The organism is Candidatus Omnitrophota bacterium, from assembly GCA_026387175.1.
Taxonomy (GTDB): domain Bacteria; phylum Omnitrophota; class Gorgyraeia; order 2-01-FULL-45-10; family 2-01-FULL-45-10; genus CAIMPC01.
Genome location: JAPLME010000010.1, coordinates 95,139 through 118,384 on the forward strand (window position 1 = coordinate 95,139; position 23,246 = coordinate 118,384).

1 protein-coding gene (only partly in view) is annotated in these 23,246 nt (G+C 49.1%); it reads left to right on the forward strand.

What is annotated here, in order from left to right; genetic code table 11:
• Window positions 1–23,201 carry the 3' end of a hypothetical protein gene (locus NTY76_05735; protein MCX5678594.1) on the forward strand. 42,388 nt of this gene lie to the left of the window's left edge, so only the last 23,201 of its 65,589 coding nucleotides appear in the window; its start codon lies beyond the left edge, outside the window; the stop codon is at window positions 23,199–23,201.
• Window positions 23,202–23,246: the final 45 nt, after the last annotated feature.

Sequence of the window (23,246 nt, forward strand, 5' to 3'; positions counted from 1 at the left end):
AGAATGACGTTATGGCGCTTCTTACAAAGATCTCGAATAATATCAATGACGGTGATTCCAAAGCGCTTTTAGCTAAAATCGTTGGCGGAGCTGCGGCCAGTTCTATGATAGCGGCTCTCCAGGCATACGGCGGCCTGTTCGCAAGCCTTTTTGGAGCCGGTGATTTTACCGGAAAACTGGATGAATCGAAAGGTTATTTCGTATATGCCGGCAACATGCTTGTGGGCTCGGCGACCGACAAGACCTCGTATAACGTCACTAAAGGGTCGTCTGCGGTCTCATCCGCCAGTTTCAGCCAGACGTTGATTACGAACGTTGACGAATATGGTAACGCTACCGGAAGCTCTACCGTGAGCGAAAAAGACGGTGTCATTACCAGTACCAAATGGAAGGGCGGCGATTACGATCAAAATGGCCATACCGGCTGGTATTCGACCGTCTCTTCACGCACGGATGGCACAACGACGATAACTTCAAAGAGCTCGGTAACTAACGCCAAGTATAACAACTACGGCCAGATAACGGGGTGGACCGACACCTCCTGGTCGTCTGCCACGCCCAACATAACCACGCTTACGATATATTCGAACGTCTCATACAACACTCTCGGCAAGATCGCAGGCTATACGCTTAATATCCATGATTTTGGCCAAGCGTATGATTTTAGCCGCCTCCAGGTCTGGTCCAACATGACCTGGTCTGGCGATTTTATGACGAGCGCTACGTACACCAATATGCTGATAGACCCATCCGTTACCGCGGGCTCCATCGAGACTATCAGTATCAACAGCCGTAAGGACGGCACAAATACGATCACCGACAGCGTATCTAACAAAAATGGCGTTCGGACTAATACGACGAGCACCGCCAATGCCCTTGGCCTTACGATACACTCCACCAGCACCGTTTATGATGCCAATGTAAATGACCCGAGCAAGCGGACCTCGACAAACGAGACTTATGAGATAAAATACAGCGCCTCGGGCAGTAAGATAAGCTCGCTTTCCGCGTCTGATGGCAATATTTCGCGTAGTTATTATAACGGCTACGGTAACACATACTATACCCATACCGACTACGCGGACGGCGGTAAATCCGATACCAGCTATTTGTATGGCAGTACCGGGCATCTCCTCTCCTCCAGCAGTTCTTATGTCAGCGCGCTACATACCGAGGACAAGGTTGAGAGTATAGACCAGGGCACGATGACATCGCATACCACGTACCGGATATACATTATCTCCGTTACGACCTACAATGCCGCAGGCGATGCCGTTAATACCACCAGTGATTATCGTACAGAAGGCAGAACCGACATTGTTGCGATACAGGAAGGCGTTGAAGGGCACCACGATAGGCAAGACTATTGGCAGGGGCGTACTCATATCATTATAGATAACAATTATGATATCCACTGGAGTTCTACGACGCGTCAGGGAACGCAATGGACACAGACCCAGCGAACGGTAAGCGATGGCCATGGCAATGAGCTATCGAAGACGGAACTTAATACTGTGGAGAACTCTCTCTATAAGGATACCTCGACGTCCAGCTTCATTACAGGGTATTACACGGTCTGGACGCAGACGGTCACCAGGAGCGGTAACGGTTGCAGCGGCTCCAGGCAGACGCAGACGACCTTTACCACATACATTCCGAATGCAACCGGAACAGGATTTGTAAAGGACGAGAGCAGATCATGGACACACACAACAATCGAGAAGACCGGATGGATGAACTCAGGCTGGTTCTCGATACTCAAGATATTCGTCTCAGTCTTGGCGGCCATAAGCGGGCAGTGGTATCTGATCCTGGCAAGCGCCGCTCTCTCCGCTTTTCAGGGCATTGCGACGGGCAACTGGATGGCGGTCGCGATGGCGATCGTGGGAGCCGTTGTAGCGATATATTTCCCCAACGGTATAGACTGGCTTCAGAATGGTAATCTCGGAATCAATGCAGTTTTTAACGGCCTCATCAGCCTGGGTATCGGAGCGGCCGCGTATTTAATCGGCTATCTCCTTAAAGATGTTTGCCCGGTGCTCGGCGCGTTATTACAAGGTGCAGGCCTTTCCATCGCGATGAGCGGCATCCAGCAGTTAGCGCGAGGTATTTGGGGTTCCTTTAATCAGACGCCAACTGGAAGTGCTGGTACTCAGACCACTGAGAAACCGGACTTTTCATGGGCAAAAGTGTTCAGTCCGAGTAATGCCTCAAACATAGCATCAGCTGTAGTATCGGCCGGCGTGCAGATAATGGGGTTGGTAAGCGAGAGGAATAATTGGAGCCCATTCGTTAAATTCCTTGCATCTGTGGGAGGGGCCATTATTGGCGGCATCGTGGCGTGTGCCATAGGAAGTAATTTCATAAACGCTAGCCAATCAGTCCTTTCAAGTTTGGCCAATAGCTTCTTTAGCCTGGTTGGCACTTATGTCATACAGAAAATTTCTGAGAACATCGCGAAACGTTATACGGAGAAGAGAGAGGCGATAAATAAGAAGTATGATGTGCTGTTAGCCCGCCTGAAGAATGAATATAATGACGGTAAAGGCTCGATGTCACAAGGGCAGTATGATTCGCAGAGCCAGGCCCTTGAAAATTCGCGCGGGCTGGAGCTGCAAGCCCTGGGAGACCAGCAAAATGTCGAAATGATGGGTATAAGCACCACTATAGGCGCGATCGGAGATATGTTTGCGGCAGTTATCGGGGCTATCGCCTCTAAGTATTTGATGCCGTTGATCGAGAATATATATGTAGCCGTTAAATATGACCGCAACCTGGATCAGGTAAATTTTCTACGGATAGCATTACCGAAGACATTCGAAGCTATGAAGACATCCGCGATGGCAGGAAAGCTCTTCCAGGGTAATATCGACCAATATATTCAGTTTGCTGCAAAGAATTATGGCGCAGATACGATTGAGAGCTGGGGCATTAATTTCGAGTCGTTGGGAGTAGGGCCGGCAGACCAGTATAAAGGCGAAGCGCTAAAACAGCAACAGTTGTCGGAAGGTAAGGGAGTCTGGGACGCTAAGGGCACAGGAATGGGCAACGCGCAACTTAATGTACAGCAGATGAGCATGATAGACGCCATGATGTCTTTAGGATTATTTGGTGATTCAGCGAGTAATAGGGTTACCGCAGCGACATTCGGCAAGCTCACGGGTGACCAGACGATTAAAGATACGATAAGCGCGACACTTGGCGATAACGCTGTTGTGACCGATGTAAAGCTGACGACCGAGAACGGTAAGACCGTTATAACATTTGCCGTGGACGCCAAGACCGTGACCGGCCAGGCAAAGAACCTTATGGAATCCGTCCTTAAGGCGGACTCTAACGCGAAGATCGAGGGACAGATAGATATCCTTACCGGACAAGTCTCATTCGTGACAAAGATCGAGTCCGGCAGTATGGCGGTCCTCCTGGCTAACCTGGTCCAGAACAATGTCCTGAGCCAGGTGGCGGTCGCCAATATGACAGCTTCCGCGGAGCAAATGTGCAATGGAGATATATTTAGCGATGATGGCAAGCTCGACTTCAAGAAAGCCGCCGCAGGAGGCAGTGTCACCGTTAGACTTACCGCAAACGGCCAGGGCAGCTTCTCCTTTGATATGAACGCCAATAATCTGAACAACGAAATGAAGACTGTCGCCGGCGTTCTCGGTATTGTCGACTCTAATAATAACGTCAAAGTCGTTATCGATGCCGGATCCGGACAGATGTTCCTTGCGATGGGAAAATTGACTTCCACCCAGGCAGATAGCCTTATCGCGTTTGCCAATGATAACGGATGCAAGACATTCACCCAGCAGCTTGGCGGCCTGGGTGGCTGTGAAATCCTCGGTGGGCAGATAGGCCTGAACGCGGACGGCAACTTTGTCGGCAAGGTCCAGATCAATATTCGCGCCGGGTCGAGCACGGCCTCATTCTCACTGGGCAATGACGTGGCCGGCCTTAACGATCTCGCGAGTATCTTTGGAAGCAATGTGCTCGCTACGATGACCGTTGAGGAAGGCGCCCAGCGGCCGACCCTTGACTCTCTGTCGTTCGGCGCGGCAAACCTTGACGATATCCTTCTCAAGCTTAACCAGATGCCGGATCTCCAGAAGGTCCTGGCCCCAGCTCTCACAAAACTCAAAGAGGCATCGGACCAGAACCTTGTCAACCTGAACAATATAGTGGTGAAGACCGACTTTGGCATCGACAAGACGGGTGATGTGAGGGCGCTTGTCAGCTTCGTATTCAGCTCTATTACCACGATAGACATTAAGAATATCCAGATCGCGTTCAAGGTCGATCTCTCGAAGGTCTCGATTGAGAATGGCCTGACTATAGCGACCCTGAACGGCAAGGACTTCTTCGTAGTTACCGCTGAGACCAAGGTCAATATGGCGGCCGCGCCGGTGAGTGAGATCGCGAGGGTTATCAATTCATACGCTGCCGTCCCGGAGACCGAGAGGCCTGCCGCTATGGATAAGATAAAAGAGTTAGTCGGGGAGGCCGTTGATACGAATGCGTTTTATGGAGACCGCGCTAGCGCCATAGGCGCCATTAAAGAACTGAGCGATGCCTCGAGCGCTATCCTGAACGGCCTTAAGAACGGTAATCTGACCATGCCTGAAAGATCAGAGATGGCGGATCTGCTTGAGGGCTGCCTCGATAAGGCGCGCGAACTGCTCGCATCCGACACGATCCCGTTCGATAAAGAGTTTGCGGGCCTCGCGCTAGGGATGCTGGTCAATGCCAATATCAATCTCGTCGCTCAAATAGGAAGATTCAGCAAAGATTTCGATCTCTTTGCCTGGGGCCAGATAGAAGCGTCTCTGGATGTGGTCATGAACCTTCTTTCCGTAGATAACGTCAATAAGCTGCTGGCCGAGGGCGGCAAGGACTTCGTAATTGCCGCATTCAAGGCGCTTGGCGATATGGTCGTCAACCTTATTCAGAATTTTGCAAATCTTGAGAAGAATGGTTTAGGCGAAAAGGCGATGAACAAGATAGCTGAGGCGTTTAACACCATAGAGGCATTCCTCACGATCGATAACGTCGTCTCTCTTCTCGACAAGGGTTTTGTGGATGTCCTTCGCGCCGCAGTCGAAACTCTGGTCAAAATGACCACAGCCCTTATAGCTAACTTTGGTAATATAAAGGATAAGGCCCTACAAGCGCAGGCCATGGGAATCATTAAAGGTGCGTTCAGTACGCTCTGTGACCAGAAGACAGGCATCCTGGCGATCGACAATGTCCTGAATATCCTTGATAAGCGGGATGGCGCTATGTTCCTCACTACAGCAGTTAATGCTCTGGGCAGCATGACCAAAGCGCTCATCGAGAACTTCTCGACATTTGCCAAGAATGGTTTCGGCAAAGAAGCTATGGATATCATCACAACCTCGTTTAATACGCTCTGTGACCAGAAGATAGGAATTCTCGCCGTGGATAACGCGATGAAGATCCTGGCTAAGGTCGGCGGTGCGGTATTCCTTATCGCGGCTGTCAATAATCTCACGATGATGGCCGTAGCCATGATAGAGAACTTCGGTGTCTTCGCCAGTAAGGGTTTCGCGGCAGAAGCCATGAATGTGGTAGAGCTTGCTGTTACTACGGTCTCGAACCTTCTCCAGACGGATGTCATAACCGAAATGCTTAAGAAAGGCGGAGATTCGGTAAATGTCATTACCGCGGCACTCGCATCACTGACTACTATAACTGCCAAGCTCGCAGAGAACATAGCTAACTTTGGCGGTGAAAATAAGGAAGCGGCATTAAAGCTTGTACTGAAAGCGCTCGGCACATTGGTCAAGCTGGGGTCTTTTGAGGCCATCAATAATATTCTTGACTCAGCGAGGGCCGGCGGCGATGTCAAGAAGGGCGAAGCTGTGATAGCGACAGCCGCGGTAGATATCGCCTTACTGTCTAACGCGCTCTTGAATGGTAAAGGTATCGATGCCCTGACGATGCTTAAAGAGAACCACTGTCTCGACGCGGTAGAAAATATGATGGAAGCGTCGATGAAATTCACCGATGACTCAAGTAAATGCCGTGTTGTCGCGGCGGCCTCATTAATGCTCGAGGGAGCCATCAATAACGTACAGTCGTTCGACAGGTCAAAGATCGAAGCGTTTGCCGCGACGTTCAAGGAGATATTAAAGAGCTATATGCTGACCGTCGGCGGCGCCTCTGACACTGCGGTCAAAGAAGCGGACGCGTTCCTGAATGCCGTATTCGGGCCTACTATAGATCTGGACATACTCAAGAACGGCTTAGAGAAGATGAACAAAATCCTGACGCCGCTTCTCAAGACGACCACCGCTCTCGACATGATGATAGGCCAGTCTAATTATACGGTAGCCCTGACTTACGCGCTTGGCGGCCGTGATGGAATGGAGCTTATGGTAACCGCCAGTTTAAGCGTGCTGCCGGCCGCTTTCCGTGACGCGAGAGGTATCATCGATACCTTTAAGGTCGACCAGGTCTCAGACCTCCTTAAATTAAGCCCAGTCGATAAGTCGGCATTAAACGGCTCCCTCGCTGGGAAGGATATTGGGCCCGTAATCTTTACAACGACGAATGGCACCGATTTTACGCTGGGCGCGCTTACTCCTACCACTGGAGCGGCACCTGCAGCTACCGCCGCCGCTGTCGAAGCTGCTAAGGCATCCGCCATTTCAAAAGATAACGCCCCCGCCGCATTGGGCCTGTCCGAAAATCGTTTATCTGCGGATGCCAGCAGAGAACTGATGTCTTACGTTTCTGATGGTATGAGGAAGGCCGCTGGTCTCACAGGCTCAGAGGATATTTACTTTGTTGCCCGTACATCGGGAGGTAAGACAGACTATGTTGCATATAAGGAGGGAGACAGTAACTCGCCCTTTACCCTATCGAGAAACGGGGAGGGTGTGTGGTATCTCTCTCATTACGGCGATAATTATTTCTATGGCGGCACATATAAGACCTCATCCGAGATCAAAGAGATCGGCGAGAAACGCGGGATGATAAATTGTTCCTTCGATCTGACCACCGGCACGCTAAGCGGCCAGCTTCTCAAAGACGGTGTTACGCATGATGTGAAGATGTTCCTGAGCGGATGGCTCATGGCAGTGGACGGGAAAGCGATAGAGACGATTTCCAACTACAAACTGAACGTCAAGAATGCCGCCGGTGATACCGTTTCAATGGCCGGCAAAATGGAAGTATGGGGCTATGATGCTAGTGACACTCCGTTTGGCAGGTTCAGCCCATCCGAAGCGATAACTATACCATGGGTACAGGAGATACTGTCCAGCGCGAGAAGCGCGGCGGATGCAGTGAAGACGGCCTCAGGTTCTGGAATGCCGGCGCTTCCCCCAGAGCTTAAGAACATTGGCCTGACCGTAAGCACCGGCGCGGACGGTGTGAATTACATCGAGATGACATCCCAGAGCGCTCTCGTAGTGGTGGGTGGTCAGCTTATGCCGTTTGCCAACCCGCAGGATGTAGCCATTAAAGCCGGATATACGGAGAAGGACGCTTACGGCAAAACGATCATGGTTTATAGTACGGATGCGATTGTAACAGGTATCGATGCCCAGGGTAACAGAATGTACGCGTCGGAGTGCTTCTATGAAAAGGAAGTCGCCGGAACGATGGTGCAGTATGTGTACGTTAAGGACATGGTAGTGACGGAGACCGGCGAGAAGGTGACAGGAGAGTTCTGCCTTGCCGGACAAAGGATAACCCGGGACTGTGCATTCTTCGGCGTTCCAGGCACCTATAAATTTAACTTTATATCAGGCAGTGATTTTGAATTTGAAATTAACGGAAGAACGGTGAAGGCCGGCGGCTTCGAACTCGATCACGCTGTCGGACAGAAGATATCGATTCCGGGCGCGACTTTAGAAGTAGTCGAAAACGATAACGGTGTTAAGAATATCAAGGTCTATTATACAAATGCGATATCCGCCTCGACATCTACCAGGGTGGGAGAGCTTACTATCGGACCCCGATCGCTTATCTTCGATGCCGCGAGCCTCGCCGCGGGAGGCCCTAGGGTGATCGCGTACCTTGTTGACGATGTCGCGATACAGGGCTCGACGCTGCGCGAATGCGTGCTGAAGAATGGCGCCCAGTTGGCGATTGGCATGGACGGGTCCTTCGTAATACAGCAGGGCACGATCGTCTCGGGATGCGTGGAACGCTTAAATATTAATGGTATGCAGGTCGCCCCAGGCCAGCAGAAGGCCGGAGAGTCGGGCGGAGCCGCTCCAGAACCGGTCAGGCTCGGTCACGACGCGGAAGGTACGCACATTCTCTTCAAATCCATCTCGGTAGTAAACGGTGATTTCGCGCTTTCATTAGGGCAGGAGATGGTCATTGACAGCAGCTTTACGTCCGCTCCCGCGGGTACCACATTCGCTCTCGGTAAAGCTATCCTCACCGCGACCGGTAATAACTGCATCCTTAGCGGCACAGACGGCGTTACGCAGTTCACTGGACAGCGCATTGATATAGTGAGGAATGATAATGGACAGATAGCATGGGGAATACCAGGCCTCGCGGATTATCTGGCCGGTAGCGACGTGAAGATGAGGGATATCTATAAGATGACTCTTAGGGGGGAGTCTATCGGATATGTGGCGACGGTCGAGACGGAAGGGGGGACGGCAAGAGTCAGCTTTAAGAGTATAGATGAGCTTAGAGCGGCCGCAGCGAATTTCGTGGATAATATGGAGAGGCGCGAGGTCACCCTGACAGATATCCATAATACTCTTAACGGAGAGAGGAATATCCCCGTTTCGAAATCCGATCTCTTGAGCCTGATGTGGCGCTACAGCGCGGCGAAAGGCAATGCCTTCGACGACTTTATTGACAGGATTGAAAGCGGCGAGATGAACCGCGCTATCGTAGACGGTATTATCAATTCGGGTGCCGGTCTAGAGAATCCGATCAAATATTCCATCCTCGAAGCCCTTACCATAGCGGGAGGACTCGACAAGAAGGTCTTTAATGCTCTCAAAAACAGGATAGAGAGCGCCGACGTAACCACTCAAGATATAGACGGAATACAAAATGGCGCCGCAGCCATTAACAAGAAGTTATCTGAAAAAGATCAGATTAAGCTCACGGATAAGGAGATACACATCGCGCTGATAACGATGAATGATAAAGAGCTTGCGGATATCAGGAATAATATAGGTAATCCGGACATAAACGCCAAGAATATAACCGACACGATCAAAATGATCGATGCTGCGGTAGGAGAAAAGTTCAGCAGTACCCAGGTCTTCATGATGCTGATGAGGATGAGCGAGACAAAGCTCGATAACTTCATATCGCACATAGGTGATGCGAGGATAAACGCCGAAAATGTAAATGCTTTGGTTGACAAAGCTCAATCCGCCGCAGGAGTTGATCTTTCTAAGATGCAGGCCTTCATGATGCTGATGACTCTGGACGATAAGAAGCTCGATAACTTCATCGCGAACCTGGACAACAAAGCCATAAATAGCGGCAGTATAGGCCTTGTGGTAAAGATGAGCGGGATTATGGGCAAGGGGATATCCAGAGAACAGGCCTTCTTCATGCTGATGTCGATGAGCCCATCTGCGGTGGGGAGTTATCTCGCTGGGATGAGGGAAAAATATGAGTTCTTGACGAATAACCAGGAAAAGATACAAAACTACCAGAAAGCTCTTACTGAAGTAACTGGCAAAAAAGCTACACTGGCCCAGGCAATGCAATACGCTATTAGGGCTGGAGAGAATCCGCGGGACACTGCACTTTCAAAATACGGCACTTTAGAAATGATCGGCCAAAAACTTCTTGATCAAGATAAGCTTGAAACAGCCATAACTACGGCGCTTAGTTCCTCATTGATGTTGGATCCGACGGCCCAGCTTGTGGCTGCGCTGACGGATACCTTAAGCAAAGAGTTAAAATCTCCCGCGCTTGAGCCCGGAGTGGAAAAGGCGTTATATACTCTTCGAGCAATGAGGCTAGATGAATATGCCCTTCAGGCAAACGAATCCAATAAGGCACAAACATTATTACCAGGTACGAGAGCGGATGCGGCGCTTCAGTGGTCGGCGGCTGACGGGAAGTCATTTAATCTTGGAGGAGATGATTTTGGAGCTTTGGTTGATTCGCTCAAATATGTCGGCCAGGTAATACAGCTTGACGCCGTAGCATACAAATTCTCAGCAGAGATCCAAACATGCCTGGTGCAGAAATTCGGGACCGACATCAAAAATATTGTATCAGGGATCTCTATTGCTGCTGTGATGCGAAGTTCCGAGGTGTCTGATGAAAAGATCATCGCCGCGTTTTCCGACCAGGCAGTTCAGGCAGTGCTCTATGGTAGATCCGCCGAGATGAGCATAGTGACGGATGCGACCGGTACTTACCTGAAAGCCGTGCTCGATTGTTCAGCGAAGCCGATTACGTCAATGGTGAACGGCAAAGAGCTCCTATTCTCGAGCATGCTGAGCCCTGACGGGATGACTTCTACGCCATTCTTATCGTTGCGGCTCCTTGGGAACGGCAGCTGGCAGACGCTCAATAGCATGGCCGCCGTTACTAATGAAGCGCTTAATTCGGCTGATAAATCGACAGGCATATATACCCTTAATAAAAATGCTGTTATCCGTCTCAATGCCGATGGTGGCATGAATATCGCGAATGGCGTGCTTACCCTCGAAGGCAGCGCATATATAAATGCGTCTGTCGAAATGGGTGGTATTGCAGTGGCGAAAGGTCTCCCCGGTAAAGGCGGGGCTGGTGAAGTGCAGACGATCCATGTTACCGGTGATGGTATTCTATATAATGGCACTATCACTATTTCCGATGACAGGGCGGTGATAACCGAGAAACAGGTCTTTCTGTTAGACAGCGGCGCTTCCCTTACCGTTCATAATGGTGACATCACAAAAGAATATAAAGTCGATATCTGTATGGTCAATGGCGATTTGCAGCGTTTAGACTGGGCGGTTCATGGTGTGACCGCTAAACAGGAGATAGCAAAATTCCTAAACAATCTCCTTGCTGGCGCTCTCGAGATAAGGATGGGCACAGATGCTATACGTAGCGGCCTGGGAGATAATGCACCCATAGATTCAAAAGCCATTGAAGCTCTCGCAAAAGGAATCGCGAATAATGATATCGGATACAAGGAGGCATTGGAAAAGATTTCCGAATGGGGCAAGGTCTTCAAGGTAACGGAATTTGGTACTGCCGCCGATGGCTTCGCGGGTTTAGTCACGGATAGCGGCGCAAGCTACGATCTTGTCAAAGAATTTAATGCCAGATGCGTCGATATATCGGCTATGTTCGGGGTAAAAAATGCGGAGACCCTAAGAACGGATATGAGAAAGATGCTTGTTGAAGGAATCGCTTTGGCGGAAAAAGCCGTGGCCGCAGAAAAGTATAAACCTCTCTCTACCGATGATTCTGAAAGATCCCTGACGACTTATCGAGGCGCTCTTGCAAGACTTGATAGTGGTGCGCCGTTATCAGAAGTGATGGATATAGTGCGCTATGTCTATCATTCTTCGCTATTCGGCGGAGTAAGCCGGGTAAGCGTCGAAGATGAGCTTGGTATCGCAAAAGTGGGTATGAGTACGGATGGAGTTCTCGATATGGCAAGGAGTTATGAAAGAGCTATGATCGGTGGTGACCTTGTTGGGGCTTTTGCCATCCTGTCGAGCGAAAAATACAATGCGGCAGTGCAGGCGGTAACGCTATTGGGTGATGAGATAGGTCAGGATACTGCGCGCCGTATCGCTTTCGGGGACGATAAGAGTGCCAAGATGCCCACGATAGATCAGCTTACGAATGCGATCATGTTAGGCGGAGAGAATGCCCTTCTCGCGAAAACAAAGGTGGAGGAGATAAGAAGTAATAATGAGCTCTGGGCAGAGTCGAGATCCACGTGGTGGTATCAGGCATCGAGCGCCCTGATGGGCAAGCAATATGAAAAAGCGGATAGCTGGGATATCGCGAAGGGTGCGGCGAAAGGAAGCCTGGCTATAATTGCTGCTACGACCATTTTGGTCCTTTCAGGCGGTACTGCTAGCGTTGCGCTTGGGACGTTTGGTAATTTCATGCTGGGTGCGGCTTATGTAGGCGCTGGGGCCATGGCACTGAACCTTGGCGCATATACTGCATACGGGATGATTACGGGGCGTGATCTTTATACAGGACAGCAGGCTTCAGCGTGGGGCGCGATCGGCGGAGCCATTGGTGGTCTTGGCGAGGGATTTGCATTTGCTCTCGCGTTCCAAGGCGCTGGTGCGCTTCTGGGCAATTTCAGCAAAATCGCATCAGCTGCTGAAACTGGATGGAAAGCATATGCTGTGCAGGGAGTTACCTCCGGCTTGATGGGTGGCGTTATTAACGTCGGAAGAGAATGGCTTACTAGTGGAAATGACTACTCAATATTCAGTAAGGAAGCGGCTCGAGACTTTGCCATAGGATTCGGGTTAGGCGCGATCGGTGGATACCTCGGAGCTTGGGGCGTTAATTTCGTGAACTTAGGAGGGGCTGCCCATACAACTATCCAGACGTTGGTTACAGTGGTTAGTATGGGCATTGTAAGTGCCATAGGTGGTCTTATCAATAGAGCTTACTTCGGAAGCCAGGGCTGGAAGAGCGGCCTCGGTAACTGGAATACCTTATTAGATTTTGGCTTTGGGGCGAGTATCGCCGCTGGATTAAAGCTTGCCAGTGCAGGGCCAGCAGGCGCTTCAAGATTTATAAATTTTGCCGGAGTTAATGGCGGTTTCTGGGGAAGCATGAATGGCGCTATCGCAAGGACGCTTATGGTGACCACATCCTCGATTGCGATAAGCATTTTCCACTACCGTGACAAGATTTGGGTAGGTGAAGATAACGTTTTCAACTCCTCCAACTTCCTGCTTGCGGCAGCGAATGGCCTTATTACGGGCCTATTCATCTCATATATCTTAAGTCCGCGCGGCATTGGCCATTTGGCAGGCAAGGAAATCGGTGGTGTTAAAGATGGCGTGGCCCAGAAGATCATCAAAATTACAGATACTACCAGCGCAAATATCACGTGGTGGCCTGGAAAGACACTACCCATTAATTTCCCTGGTGCAGGTCTTCTTGCGGAAGGCATCAGAGGCGCCATGGTATTCACATTTATTAGTCCAATGTTCTATACCTTTAATACGCTTGTGTGGAATCCATTGATCAAGGGTGAAAAGACGGGCTGGAGTTGGGAGCAGTTTGCGGCAAGCATACCGCAAGGATGGATCTCAGGGTTCTATCTACAGCCTCTGATCAGTATATTTACCATAGAGCTTACCCGTCCCGAAGGCTTTGGGCAAGTCTTTACGCAGAGTGGTCTTATAGGCAAGGCGATGGCGATAGGAGAATATGCGGTATCATGGATGAGGGGAAAGGCATTTGCTGCTACCGAAGATACTCTATGGATGAGAGGTATTGCTGCTCTGGGCGGGCGTGTAGGTGCCGGTATAGTCGCGCTTGATCAGTATGCGTGGATATCCGGTTTTGTCACGGGAATAGATGCCGCGCTGGATCTTGTATCGGGTCAACGACTCAATCCTCTCACCGGCAAGCCTGAGTCCACGGGACACATCGGTTTCTCGCTAGCCTCCAGAGAGATTCTCTCGTGGGCCGCGCTATTTATACTGCCGATGGTTAAATATACGGTAGAGGCACAAATAAATATCGCTCTCAGGAGCCTTGACAGGAGCGTGAAGGTTTCTTCCGCAGAGAAGGCAGAGTTCTACAGCTTTGTTGCCGGTATACGGGAACTGCAGGGAAAGGAGCAGGTGAAAATATTAGAAAGCCTTGCTAAATACGGAGAGACAACTTTCAAGGATCATGCAGGCAGGTTTGTTTCATATTATCTTAAAGAAGGCATGACTCCTCTTGCTACGAACGAGCTCATAAGGATGGGATATGGTGAAAGGAATTTTGAATTCCTGAGAGATCTCTGTTTGAGTGACGTGACTAAGCCTGACCAGAATATCAAAATCGAAGGTGTTGACATTAGTATCGATAAGTATATGTCCGGGATAGGGGACTCCCTCTTTATAACAGCTATCGCGAATTCTGGTATTAATCTGAGAGATCTATGTCTATCGATCGATCCAGGTAAGATGGAGACGCTTGGTACTGTATTGGACAGGATGCAAGACGTGCCGGCTGTTTCCGAAGCCCTCAAGGACGTTACGCTGAGAATGGATGCCCAGATGGCATTAGCAAAACTTGCGGGCCTCGAGACCGCATTTGCGGTAAACGCGCAACGCAGAGAGGAATATGTAATTAAGTATAATGAAGCGGTGCGTGAGTCAGGGTTAAAGCTGAGCGATGGTGAATTTACCAATGAGCAATTTGATGGTAGAGCTGTTGAGCAGAACCTTAGGGAGAGAATAAAGTTTGCCCAAGATGCTCAGGCGCGAGGAGAGAAAGTTGATGGGGCTGAGCTTATGAAGATGAAAGATCTCCTGACAAGGCTGGATGTTATGAGAGGAGAATATGAGAATATAACCTTCGTTGTCATTGGCAAGGAGAATATTGCCAATTTCAGAGAAAAGAATATGATCGTCGAAGAAGCGTCGAGCGGTAAAGGCAATATGGACTATATACTCCTCGAAGGCGCTATCGAGAATCTTATCAGATTCAATCAGGATGATATCATGAAGCCGCAGAAGGAAGAGACGGAGACGAATAGAGGCTTTGCTAAAAATTGGGAGAATTTCACTATTCTGATTAAGGACGGACTCAAGGGTGGTTGGGGTAAGATGATGGAATATTTCACGGAAAAGAAGTTTACCGAGGCTAATGTTATCGAGGTCTTTGGCGGCAAGTTGTCAGGTGATTTCATCGAGCAAAAAGGTAGAGAGCTTACTGGTGGGCAATTGGTGAATGGAAAAATCGTTGGCGGGAAATCAGATGCCGATGTTAATGGTAAGAATGCTATAAAAGGTGATGCTGCGCGCATTATCATGAAGGATGCCCTTGGAAGGCTTCAACAGCAGATGGAGATACTGAGAAGCGCAGGTGACACCAAGTCAGAAAACTATAAGGACCTTAATTGCATGACTAGAACGCTCAAAGAGTGGATTGAGTGCAGTGAAATTATGGGCGATGGATTTGCCTTACAGCCATCTCAGTTGGCATATACCTATCTTATGGCTCGTTCAAAATTAGCTCAGATGGAAGGGAAGAATATAGGCCTTCCGACGTTTGTAGCAAGGGTCGGTGCAGGAAAGATGGACGGAAATATCATTGGTTGTTTTATCGCTCTGGGCATGTATAAAGAGGCGACCGGTAAGGGCGCGAAGATGGTAATCATTGTCGATGCATCCAGGACGGATCTTGTTAGTCAGAATATTACAGTTGCTGACAGCATGAAACTTGTCCTAAAACTCGCTGGCAGGGGAAGCTACGAAGATCTTGCAGTATATAAGGTGGCTTCCAATGAAGGCGCAGGCGGCAATGTGCTGGCGCATCAGGCGACCTTAGGTAAGGATACTGCCGGGAAAGATGTGGTAATTATTTCGGAGGATGGCATAACTGATAAGAGCAAGATTTCTGAACAGGCTATGTTTTTCGCGACGACAAGGGATATCCAGGAACAGATTGCGCGAAGTAGAGATGGCCAGTCAAGCCTCATGACCGAAGGTTTTCTCGATAGTCTGCATATAGATGAGATCCAGAATACGATTGCGGCAAATGACCTCATTAAGAGCGCGGGACACGATCTCTATAAGAGGTTGCAGGTGCTTTCGCCTGACCTTGCGGCCAAAATAGAGTATCGTTCGAAACTCATTGACAGTATGGTCAGATATGTCGCAGGAGTTCTCGATGTAGAAGGTGACTCGTGGGACGCGGATGTATTGAGACAGGCAGGGCTTATTGAAAGTGTCAAGGGTGCCGCCAGAAGGACATTTACACTCAATGAGGCCTTGACCGGGAAATTAGAGAATATGGTAAAAAGTGACTCACTATTCAGCGCATATATTAATGAAAAAGGTGAGCTCAGTTCAAGTTTCCATGATTTTATCAGAGAAGTGGTGACATCCTGTCTCATGAATGACAGAGAATATTATAAAGACGATATGCGGCAGGCTTATGTGATGACTGATGGGGATAGTGGAATGCCTATGCCTAATACAATATTCGGTGATAATCTTAGGGCTGCCTGCGTGGCGGCTAAACATGGCTGGGGGATTGAAAAGATAGCGGATTCATTGTTACAGCACTCTTACATGAATGTTTCGACCGCTGATGTGATAAAGGCGTTTGGTGCATGGAATACCACGGGAGGCACTGGTACTGCTGAAGGCACAAGAAAGACTATAGAGAATATCAATGATAAAGCGCCAGGCCATCTTGCCAAAGCCACCACAGAGACGCCGCTCATCAATAATTACCATTTACTGAGAAATGGTGAGGATGCGACTAGAAATGAAGGAGCTGTCCAGGTAGGTGAGAGCATTAAACGAGGTACCGATGCAATAGCTATTACAAGTGAATCGAGGAACGTTTGCTATGACATGTATGGCCGCGTGAAAGACGCGTACAAAAATATGCCTGTCTATATTCTGATCAGAGGAGAGACAGATGGCGGTCTTACTTGCAGAATGGCGGATGGTAGTTATATGACGTTCAATGATGCCGTTAAAGATATAAAGACCAGATTTAATGACGGCGAAAAGATGGTCGTTATTATTCAGGGTCTCTCGACAGGAAGTAACATATTCGGGCTGAGGGAAGGGGTCTCGAGAAAAGCGGACGTTATAAAACTTGGGCTTACCAGTTACGACAACCTGCGCCAGATAAGCGGTAGAATTAACGATGAAGGCGGAAAGCGTGCCCAAGGAGGGAATTTCATCCAGATAGTGAATATGTTTGACAGAGATATTAAGGATTCCGAAAAAGCGCTTTTGAGCGATCTCGCCGAAAGCAAGGACCCCGTTGACCAGGAATACCTTAAGCTAGCCATTATAGCTATCCAGTCGGAAATTAACATGGAGATCGATGAGAGCAGGCTACAGCAGTTCATGGAGAAGTCTGGTAATTCGCGGGCAAATATAGCTGAGAAGATGGCTGATATCAGGAGGAGCTCGGAAGGAATGCTGACATTGCAGGATGTGGTATCGAAGAGCATACCGGTCACAGTGGCCGGTATAGGAATGATCCAGGGCATATCTCCAAGCGGTAGTAATGCATTGACAAATATGATGGTCGATATGACAGAGTCGGGAGGTGTAGATCTGGTCTTCAGGAACAGGAACATAAACGGCGCTTACGATGATATTGTCATCGATGCGGTAACCGGCAAGGTTGATTCGAATACGCGGCTTACTTATGATGGTGCGGTCTTTGTGAAGAACGTGATTGCCGCCAATAATCTCTTAAGTGCCGCCGCGGATGCCCGTCAAGCGATTGCATTTGCCCTAAAGGATGCGGGGGTAATGACAGATGGTATTACGACAGCTTTGGGTAATTATATAGAAGTAGAAAAAGGCGGTTCCACTGGTGTTAATATAGATGCAACGTTAGGGCTTGTAAAGGAACTGCGTACAAATGGAATCTATGACGGCATTATGCCCATCAGCGTTCTGATAAATAACCTGGTTGCAATCGGAAACTTCTGGGGCGGTATCAAAGCTATTTCTAACACAGGGCATACTATGACGAAGGATGAGATAACTTCGATGGTAAAATCTAGTGATATCAGGCAATCTTTTGTGGATTATTGTGGGCGGATCGGTATAGAGACAGTATTGATTAATGTCCTTAAGAATAATATAAAGGCAGAGAGAAATTTGCGTTTTATTGAAGAAAATTTGGCGACCGCTATCAAAATTTACGGACCGCAATCGCGCGAGGTCAAGAGCTTGCAGACCCAGGTTGAAAAAGCCCAGAGTAGCCTTAACATGTACACGATCTCGGTCAGGGAGTTCTTAAAGAATCAGGATCAATACGGTCTTTCGGCAATCAAGCTCTTCGTTAGCAATTCCATTACCGATGAGGAGATGAAGGTGCTTACGCAGATGGCCGAGAACCTTGAGGCGCGTAACCCCGGAATCATTGCTCAGGTCTCGATGATCGACCTCTACAATATGATGAAGTCGAACGGCACGGTCGAGTCTCTCGAGAAGTCTAAGGCGAAAGCTCCTGTGATACCGGAGCTTAATGCGCGTAAGTACGTAACAGTTATGCTTCCGAAGCTTGGATCGAAGACGTTCGCCATGAGCCTGGAAAGCGCCTATAACCTTATTACAGGTAAGAGTGTCGCGGGCATGGGCGTCACCGCGGTGATCAGTGTTGCAGTCGCAGGACTAGCGATCGGTGGAATAGTGATGCCCGCGATCATCATTATGAGCCTCAAAACTATTATTACCGCGGCGGCCGAAGCGGCTAATTACCATTATAGCCTAAAAGTTGCCGAGGGCGGCGCGATTATGATGAAGACCGCCGGCATATTCATCCGGGAAGTAATGCAAGGCGCTATATCAACGTCACTTTACGTATTGATGCTCGGATCAGGTTTCAACTCGCTCGGCGGCTTGGTGTTCGGTGGATACAGCCTGGTGAGCGCGGCTCTCTCGTCCGTGAAACAGTCGCTCGGCGAACTTACTTCTTCGCCTATCATCAATGCGATCCTCAATACACTCTTTGTGAAAGAGCCGGTGGCAAAGACTGCAGTGACATCGAAGGCACAAAAAGCGTCGAATATTGTGCGTGACCTAAAGAAGGCAGATAAGCTTGATTGGAAGAATATTATGGACAAGGCGGGCGTTGATAATGAACTTTTACTTCAGATAGTTATCCTTCTGGCGCCAGCGGCGGTTGCCAGGGATGTCGAACGCATGGCAGCTGTTGACAGTATTCTTCCGAACGCGGTAGACCAGGCACAGGATGTGAGGAATGGCATAAGCGTTTCCGCAGTACTTGCGTCGCTCGCAGCCTATGCTTCAGACCGAGATGCGGCAGCATCCCTTATCGTCCCATCCATCCTTAAAGGCATAAAATCGGTGAACGCCACGAGCATTCAGCAAGTTGCCGATACCTTAGTAATCGACTTCGGTATTGATAAGGCTCAAGCAAAACTTATCGCATACCGGTCCCTCAATTCGAACTACAGTGAATCCGATATTTACAAAATTGAAAATGCCTGGAAAGGGAAATTTAAGTTCTACGCAGAGAAGACCGGTATACCCGAAGATGTATTCGCAAAGGCCTTTGGTACCGGTGATATGTCGATCGAGAAGATTGAAGCGTTTATCAGTATTCAGGGCTCTCTCTCCGGGGTTGCTCCGGAAAATATGGGCTTAAGCCGCTTTATGCAGCTTGCCGAAAGTAACGGTATACGAGGTCCTCCTGAGTTGATAAAACTTGCGATATTCCTTGGTATCCAGCTTCCATTAGAAGTAAAATCCGCAGTAGAGACGGGCAAGATGCTTTCCGCTGATGCCAGAAATCTCACGCCGGTGCAAAACGCTATTAGTGCATTAAAACTGAAAGAGAAGTTCGCCGCCATAGAATCTCTGAAAAAGGCGTTCGATGAAGTTGATAAAGGCTGCGAAACGACGCTTGCCGAAAAGATCTCATTTAATAAAGCGATGGAGATTGCGTTATCGGATGATCCTGCCGCGGCATTTCGTAAGTACATATCTGACAAAACAGACGGTAACATTAATGATCTTATTAACGCGAGCCTCGCTATGGTCAGTCGAGGCGATATCACTGATCAGAATATAGGGCCGCTCGTTGATCTTGCCGCAGGTATGCAGGTAGCGGGCCCCATGTCCGCAGACCTTGTCAAAAAGCTTAATATGAATAAATTGGAACGGGATATAAATACCATAGCGTTCCTTGCAGATCCTTTTAGGAAAGATATTCCGGTGTCGGCCTTCTCCTTGAGCGGGTATTTGGCCATTGTTTGTTACAACGATGCTAATAGGTGGCTGGATATGGCTAAAGATCTGTCGAGTCCAATCTTACCTGAAGATAGGAAAGCTTACGCCAAAGAGGCTCTGGTGACATTTGAAATTGCCAGGATAGTTTACGAAAAGCCTGCTCTTGGGCAGATAACCGAATCAGAAAAACAGATTCAAGATCTTGAGAAGATGGGCCAGAATAATCCCGAATACATCGAACACATAAAGAGCGCAATCGCGCGTTTACGCGATAGGATCAAGGAGCGCCGGACAGAGGCCGACTCTGGTGTTGAGTTTATATTGTCGCCCACGTTACAAGCGCGCTTGGTGGCTGATCAGCCGGCGCTGACGGATAGCATTGCAAAAGTGTTTCAAGCTAGGGATGGCAGGCTGTATATAGCCGACTTAGCCAGCATTGCCTTAGAAAGCGTTATTCCCGGAGCGATGGTAACTCCCGTTGTGATAAAAGGGTTATCAGAGGAGAAGCGGAAAGAATTTGAAAAAGCGTTTGTTGACGCAAGTTTAATATGGAATCCCGAAGTGGATACGGCGCAGCTTACCATCCGCAGAGATAATTATCTGGCGGCGCTCGAATGGGTTGATATTGCAAAGGATTATGCTAAAGAGAAAGACTTTAGCTCGGCGCTTGGTGCCCTGAACGAAGGGATCTTGCAGAGTCGCTCCGATGTGCTCGGGAATGACAGCGTAAGCGGCTTAACGAAAGAATGGACGATGCAGTCCTTGTTACAAGATAAAGAAAAGCGAATAGCGAGCGCTAAGGTATTGAGCGATATGGCCACAGAATTTGCGGGCATTGGCGATTACATCATGGCCGTAGAGGCGCTTGAACAGGCGGCGGCATTGGATGCCAGGATAGTCGCTAACGCTGATTGGCAGAAGATGGCCAAGGAACAGGATGCGAATAACTGGATAGCTATTGCTATTGAATATGCCTCTAGTGGCAAAGATAAGTATGCCAGGGCGGCCCTGAAAGAGGCGAAAGATATACTCGGAAGCCGTGCGGCTGAGGTTATTGTCGCGCGCGGTGAAATCACGCGGCTCCTCGGAGAGAATAGAGGCGAACGTCTTGAAGAGGCCATAAAGTGGTTCGATTTGGCCGGAGAATGCCTTAATGATGGCGATTTCGATTCGGCCTTATTCGCGGTTAACGTGGCGCTGAAGACAAGTTCCGATAAAGACTTCAGAAGAGAGGCCAAATCGCTGAAAGATTCAATTAATAGAGCGATAGTGGAGGCCAAGGGCCTATTGACTATAGATGTTGCTATAGAAAAGATGGAAGAGTTAAAGATAGCCATATATATTAAAGAATTTGACAAGGCCGCCCAGATCATACGAAAGATCGACGCGATGACTGCAAAAGGAGTGGTTATAGGTGTCGCGGCTAATAGGGAATTGGATGCCTTAAGAGCCGATATGCTGGCACAACTTATGAAGACCGAGGGGCTGTCTAATGCCGATATAATAAAGAATCTGCGTCTCGCGCTGAAAGTTAACAAGAATGAAACACTTGCCAAAGACATTAGCAGTGAAATAAAGAGTATAACTAAGGTGAGGAATATAGGAAACCTTAAGAAGGCGAGACTTGCCAGACAGATTAAGAAGGCGAGAGAGGCAGAGGCGGCGGCAAAGCTCGCGGCGCTTACCGTCATACAGCGACCGTTGGGTATACTACGGCAGGCCTGGAACGATATGGGAACACCGGCTAGGGTCGCTACAATCATTATAGTAAGCGCTATCGTCTTGTATGCTCTGCAAGCAGTTCCTCTGGCCGCGGCAGCCAGCTCGGTACTGGCGTTCAGCGGCGGCATGACAATTGTTAAGGGCAAGGGGCCTGAAGGTAGAACGGTCGCTGTTGATGCCGTATCCAATGCCGCGAAAACGCTTGCCGCTAACTTACAGGGTAAAGGTATAGATGCAGCCGCGATATCGGAGATGGGAAATATTTATGGAATGGCCAATAACGGCATTGCGTTTAAAGACAATATGCCGTTTGCTATAGAGCTGAACGGAGTCCGGTATAACTTGCCTCTGGCGAAGGGAGCTAATATTAAGGAAGCGCTGATCAATTTCGTGAGTGACCAAAACCAGATGAAAGACGTTGCCCCTGAAGTACGGAAAGAGGTTATTAATACTATCTCCGGATACACTGGCGCGTTAAGATATGAAGTTGCATTCGCAATAGGCCTCGACGGAAAGATCCAATACTATGCGGATAGATCAGTGATGGCCTTTGATGCAGAAGGCAAAGGCTATGATTTTAAATCTTCGAACAAGTTCGACGCGAATAATACCCGTTGGTTGGTCCACTCTCACCCTGTGATGCCTGCCGACGAAGGGGAGTTCGCTATGGATAGAGCTAATCTCGCGATGCTGGGCAATGCTGGATCCATGGTATTATTACCTAACGGGAGCGTTAAGATACTTAAGATGCCGACCATGCCGCTTGCCGCGTTCCAGAAGAGGACCGGGCTGTCTGCCGCGACTTGCACATTCACATATGCCAATCGTACCTATTCCAGCGAGCGTCTGGAGATAGCCAATGCATATACGCTTATCGAAGGCATTCTCAGGCAGGATATCAGTTCAGTAAGCGTTGCCAGTTTCTTTGATGCCATTCGAAAGCTTCATGAGGCGGGTATAAGTAATGATACGGTAATACTTGCATTCGATGGTAAGAGCGTTACGGGTCAACTGCGCAGCCCGGAATTCCAGGATTTCCTCACTAAAGCTAAAGAGAATGGGGATATCGCCAGGGTTATACTAATAGCGAGAACAGCCGCGGAACAAGTCTCTCTCGAAACCAGTATACCGGGGGTGAATGTAGTGGTGGTGAATGATGGCGATAAGCCGTCAGAGGTCATAAGGAGCGCCATGGAAGCCAAGGGCGTGAGGGTGGGTAATATTGCTATCCTCCTGGAAACTACTTCTGAAGGCAGCGCTAAAGAGATAGGTATGATACGCACTGATGCTGAAGGCGCTCGTAAGGCAGGCAGGGAAGGGACGCTTGCCTATGCGCTCCTTAACGGCACGGTTATTGGAACTAAGGAGCAGGTTTCGGCTGAGAAGATCAATCTGGCCAACCTCCTTGCCTCAATCGCTATGAAGGGCGCATTCGTTGCCATAGGTTACAACCAGGGCGACAAGAGTATGAAGAGTATACAGAGTTTAGCTGGCTATTTCGGTTTCTTCAAGATATTCAGGGATATATCCGCAGCGCTCAATAACATGCTGAGGGCCATGCACGCCGCTGCCATCAGTGCCTAACGCCGTAGTTTGATTCGCGCATCTCTTGCAATACATGCCACCCTA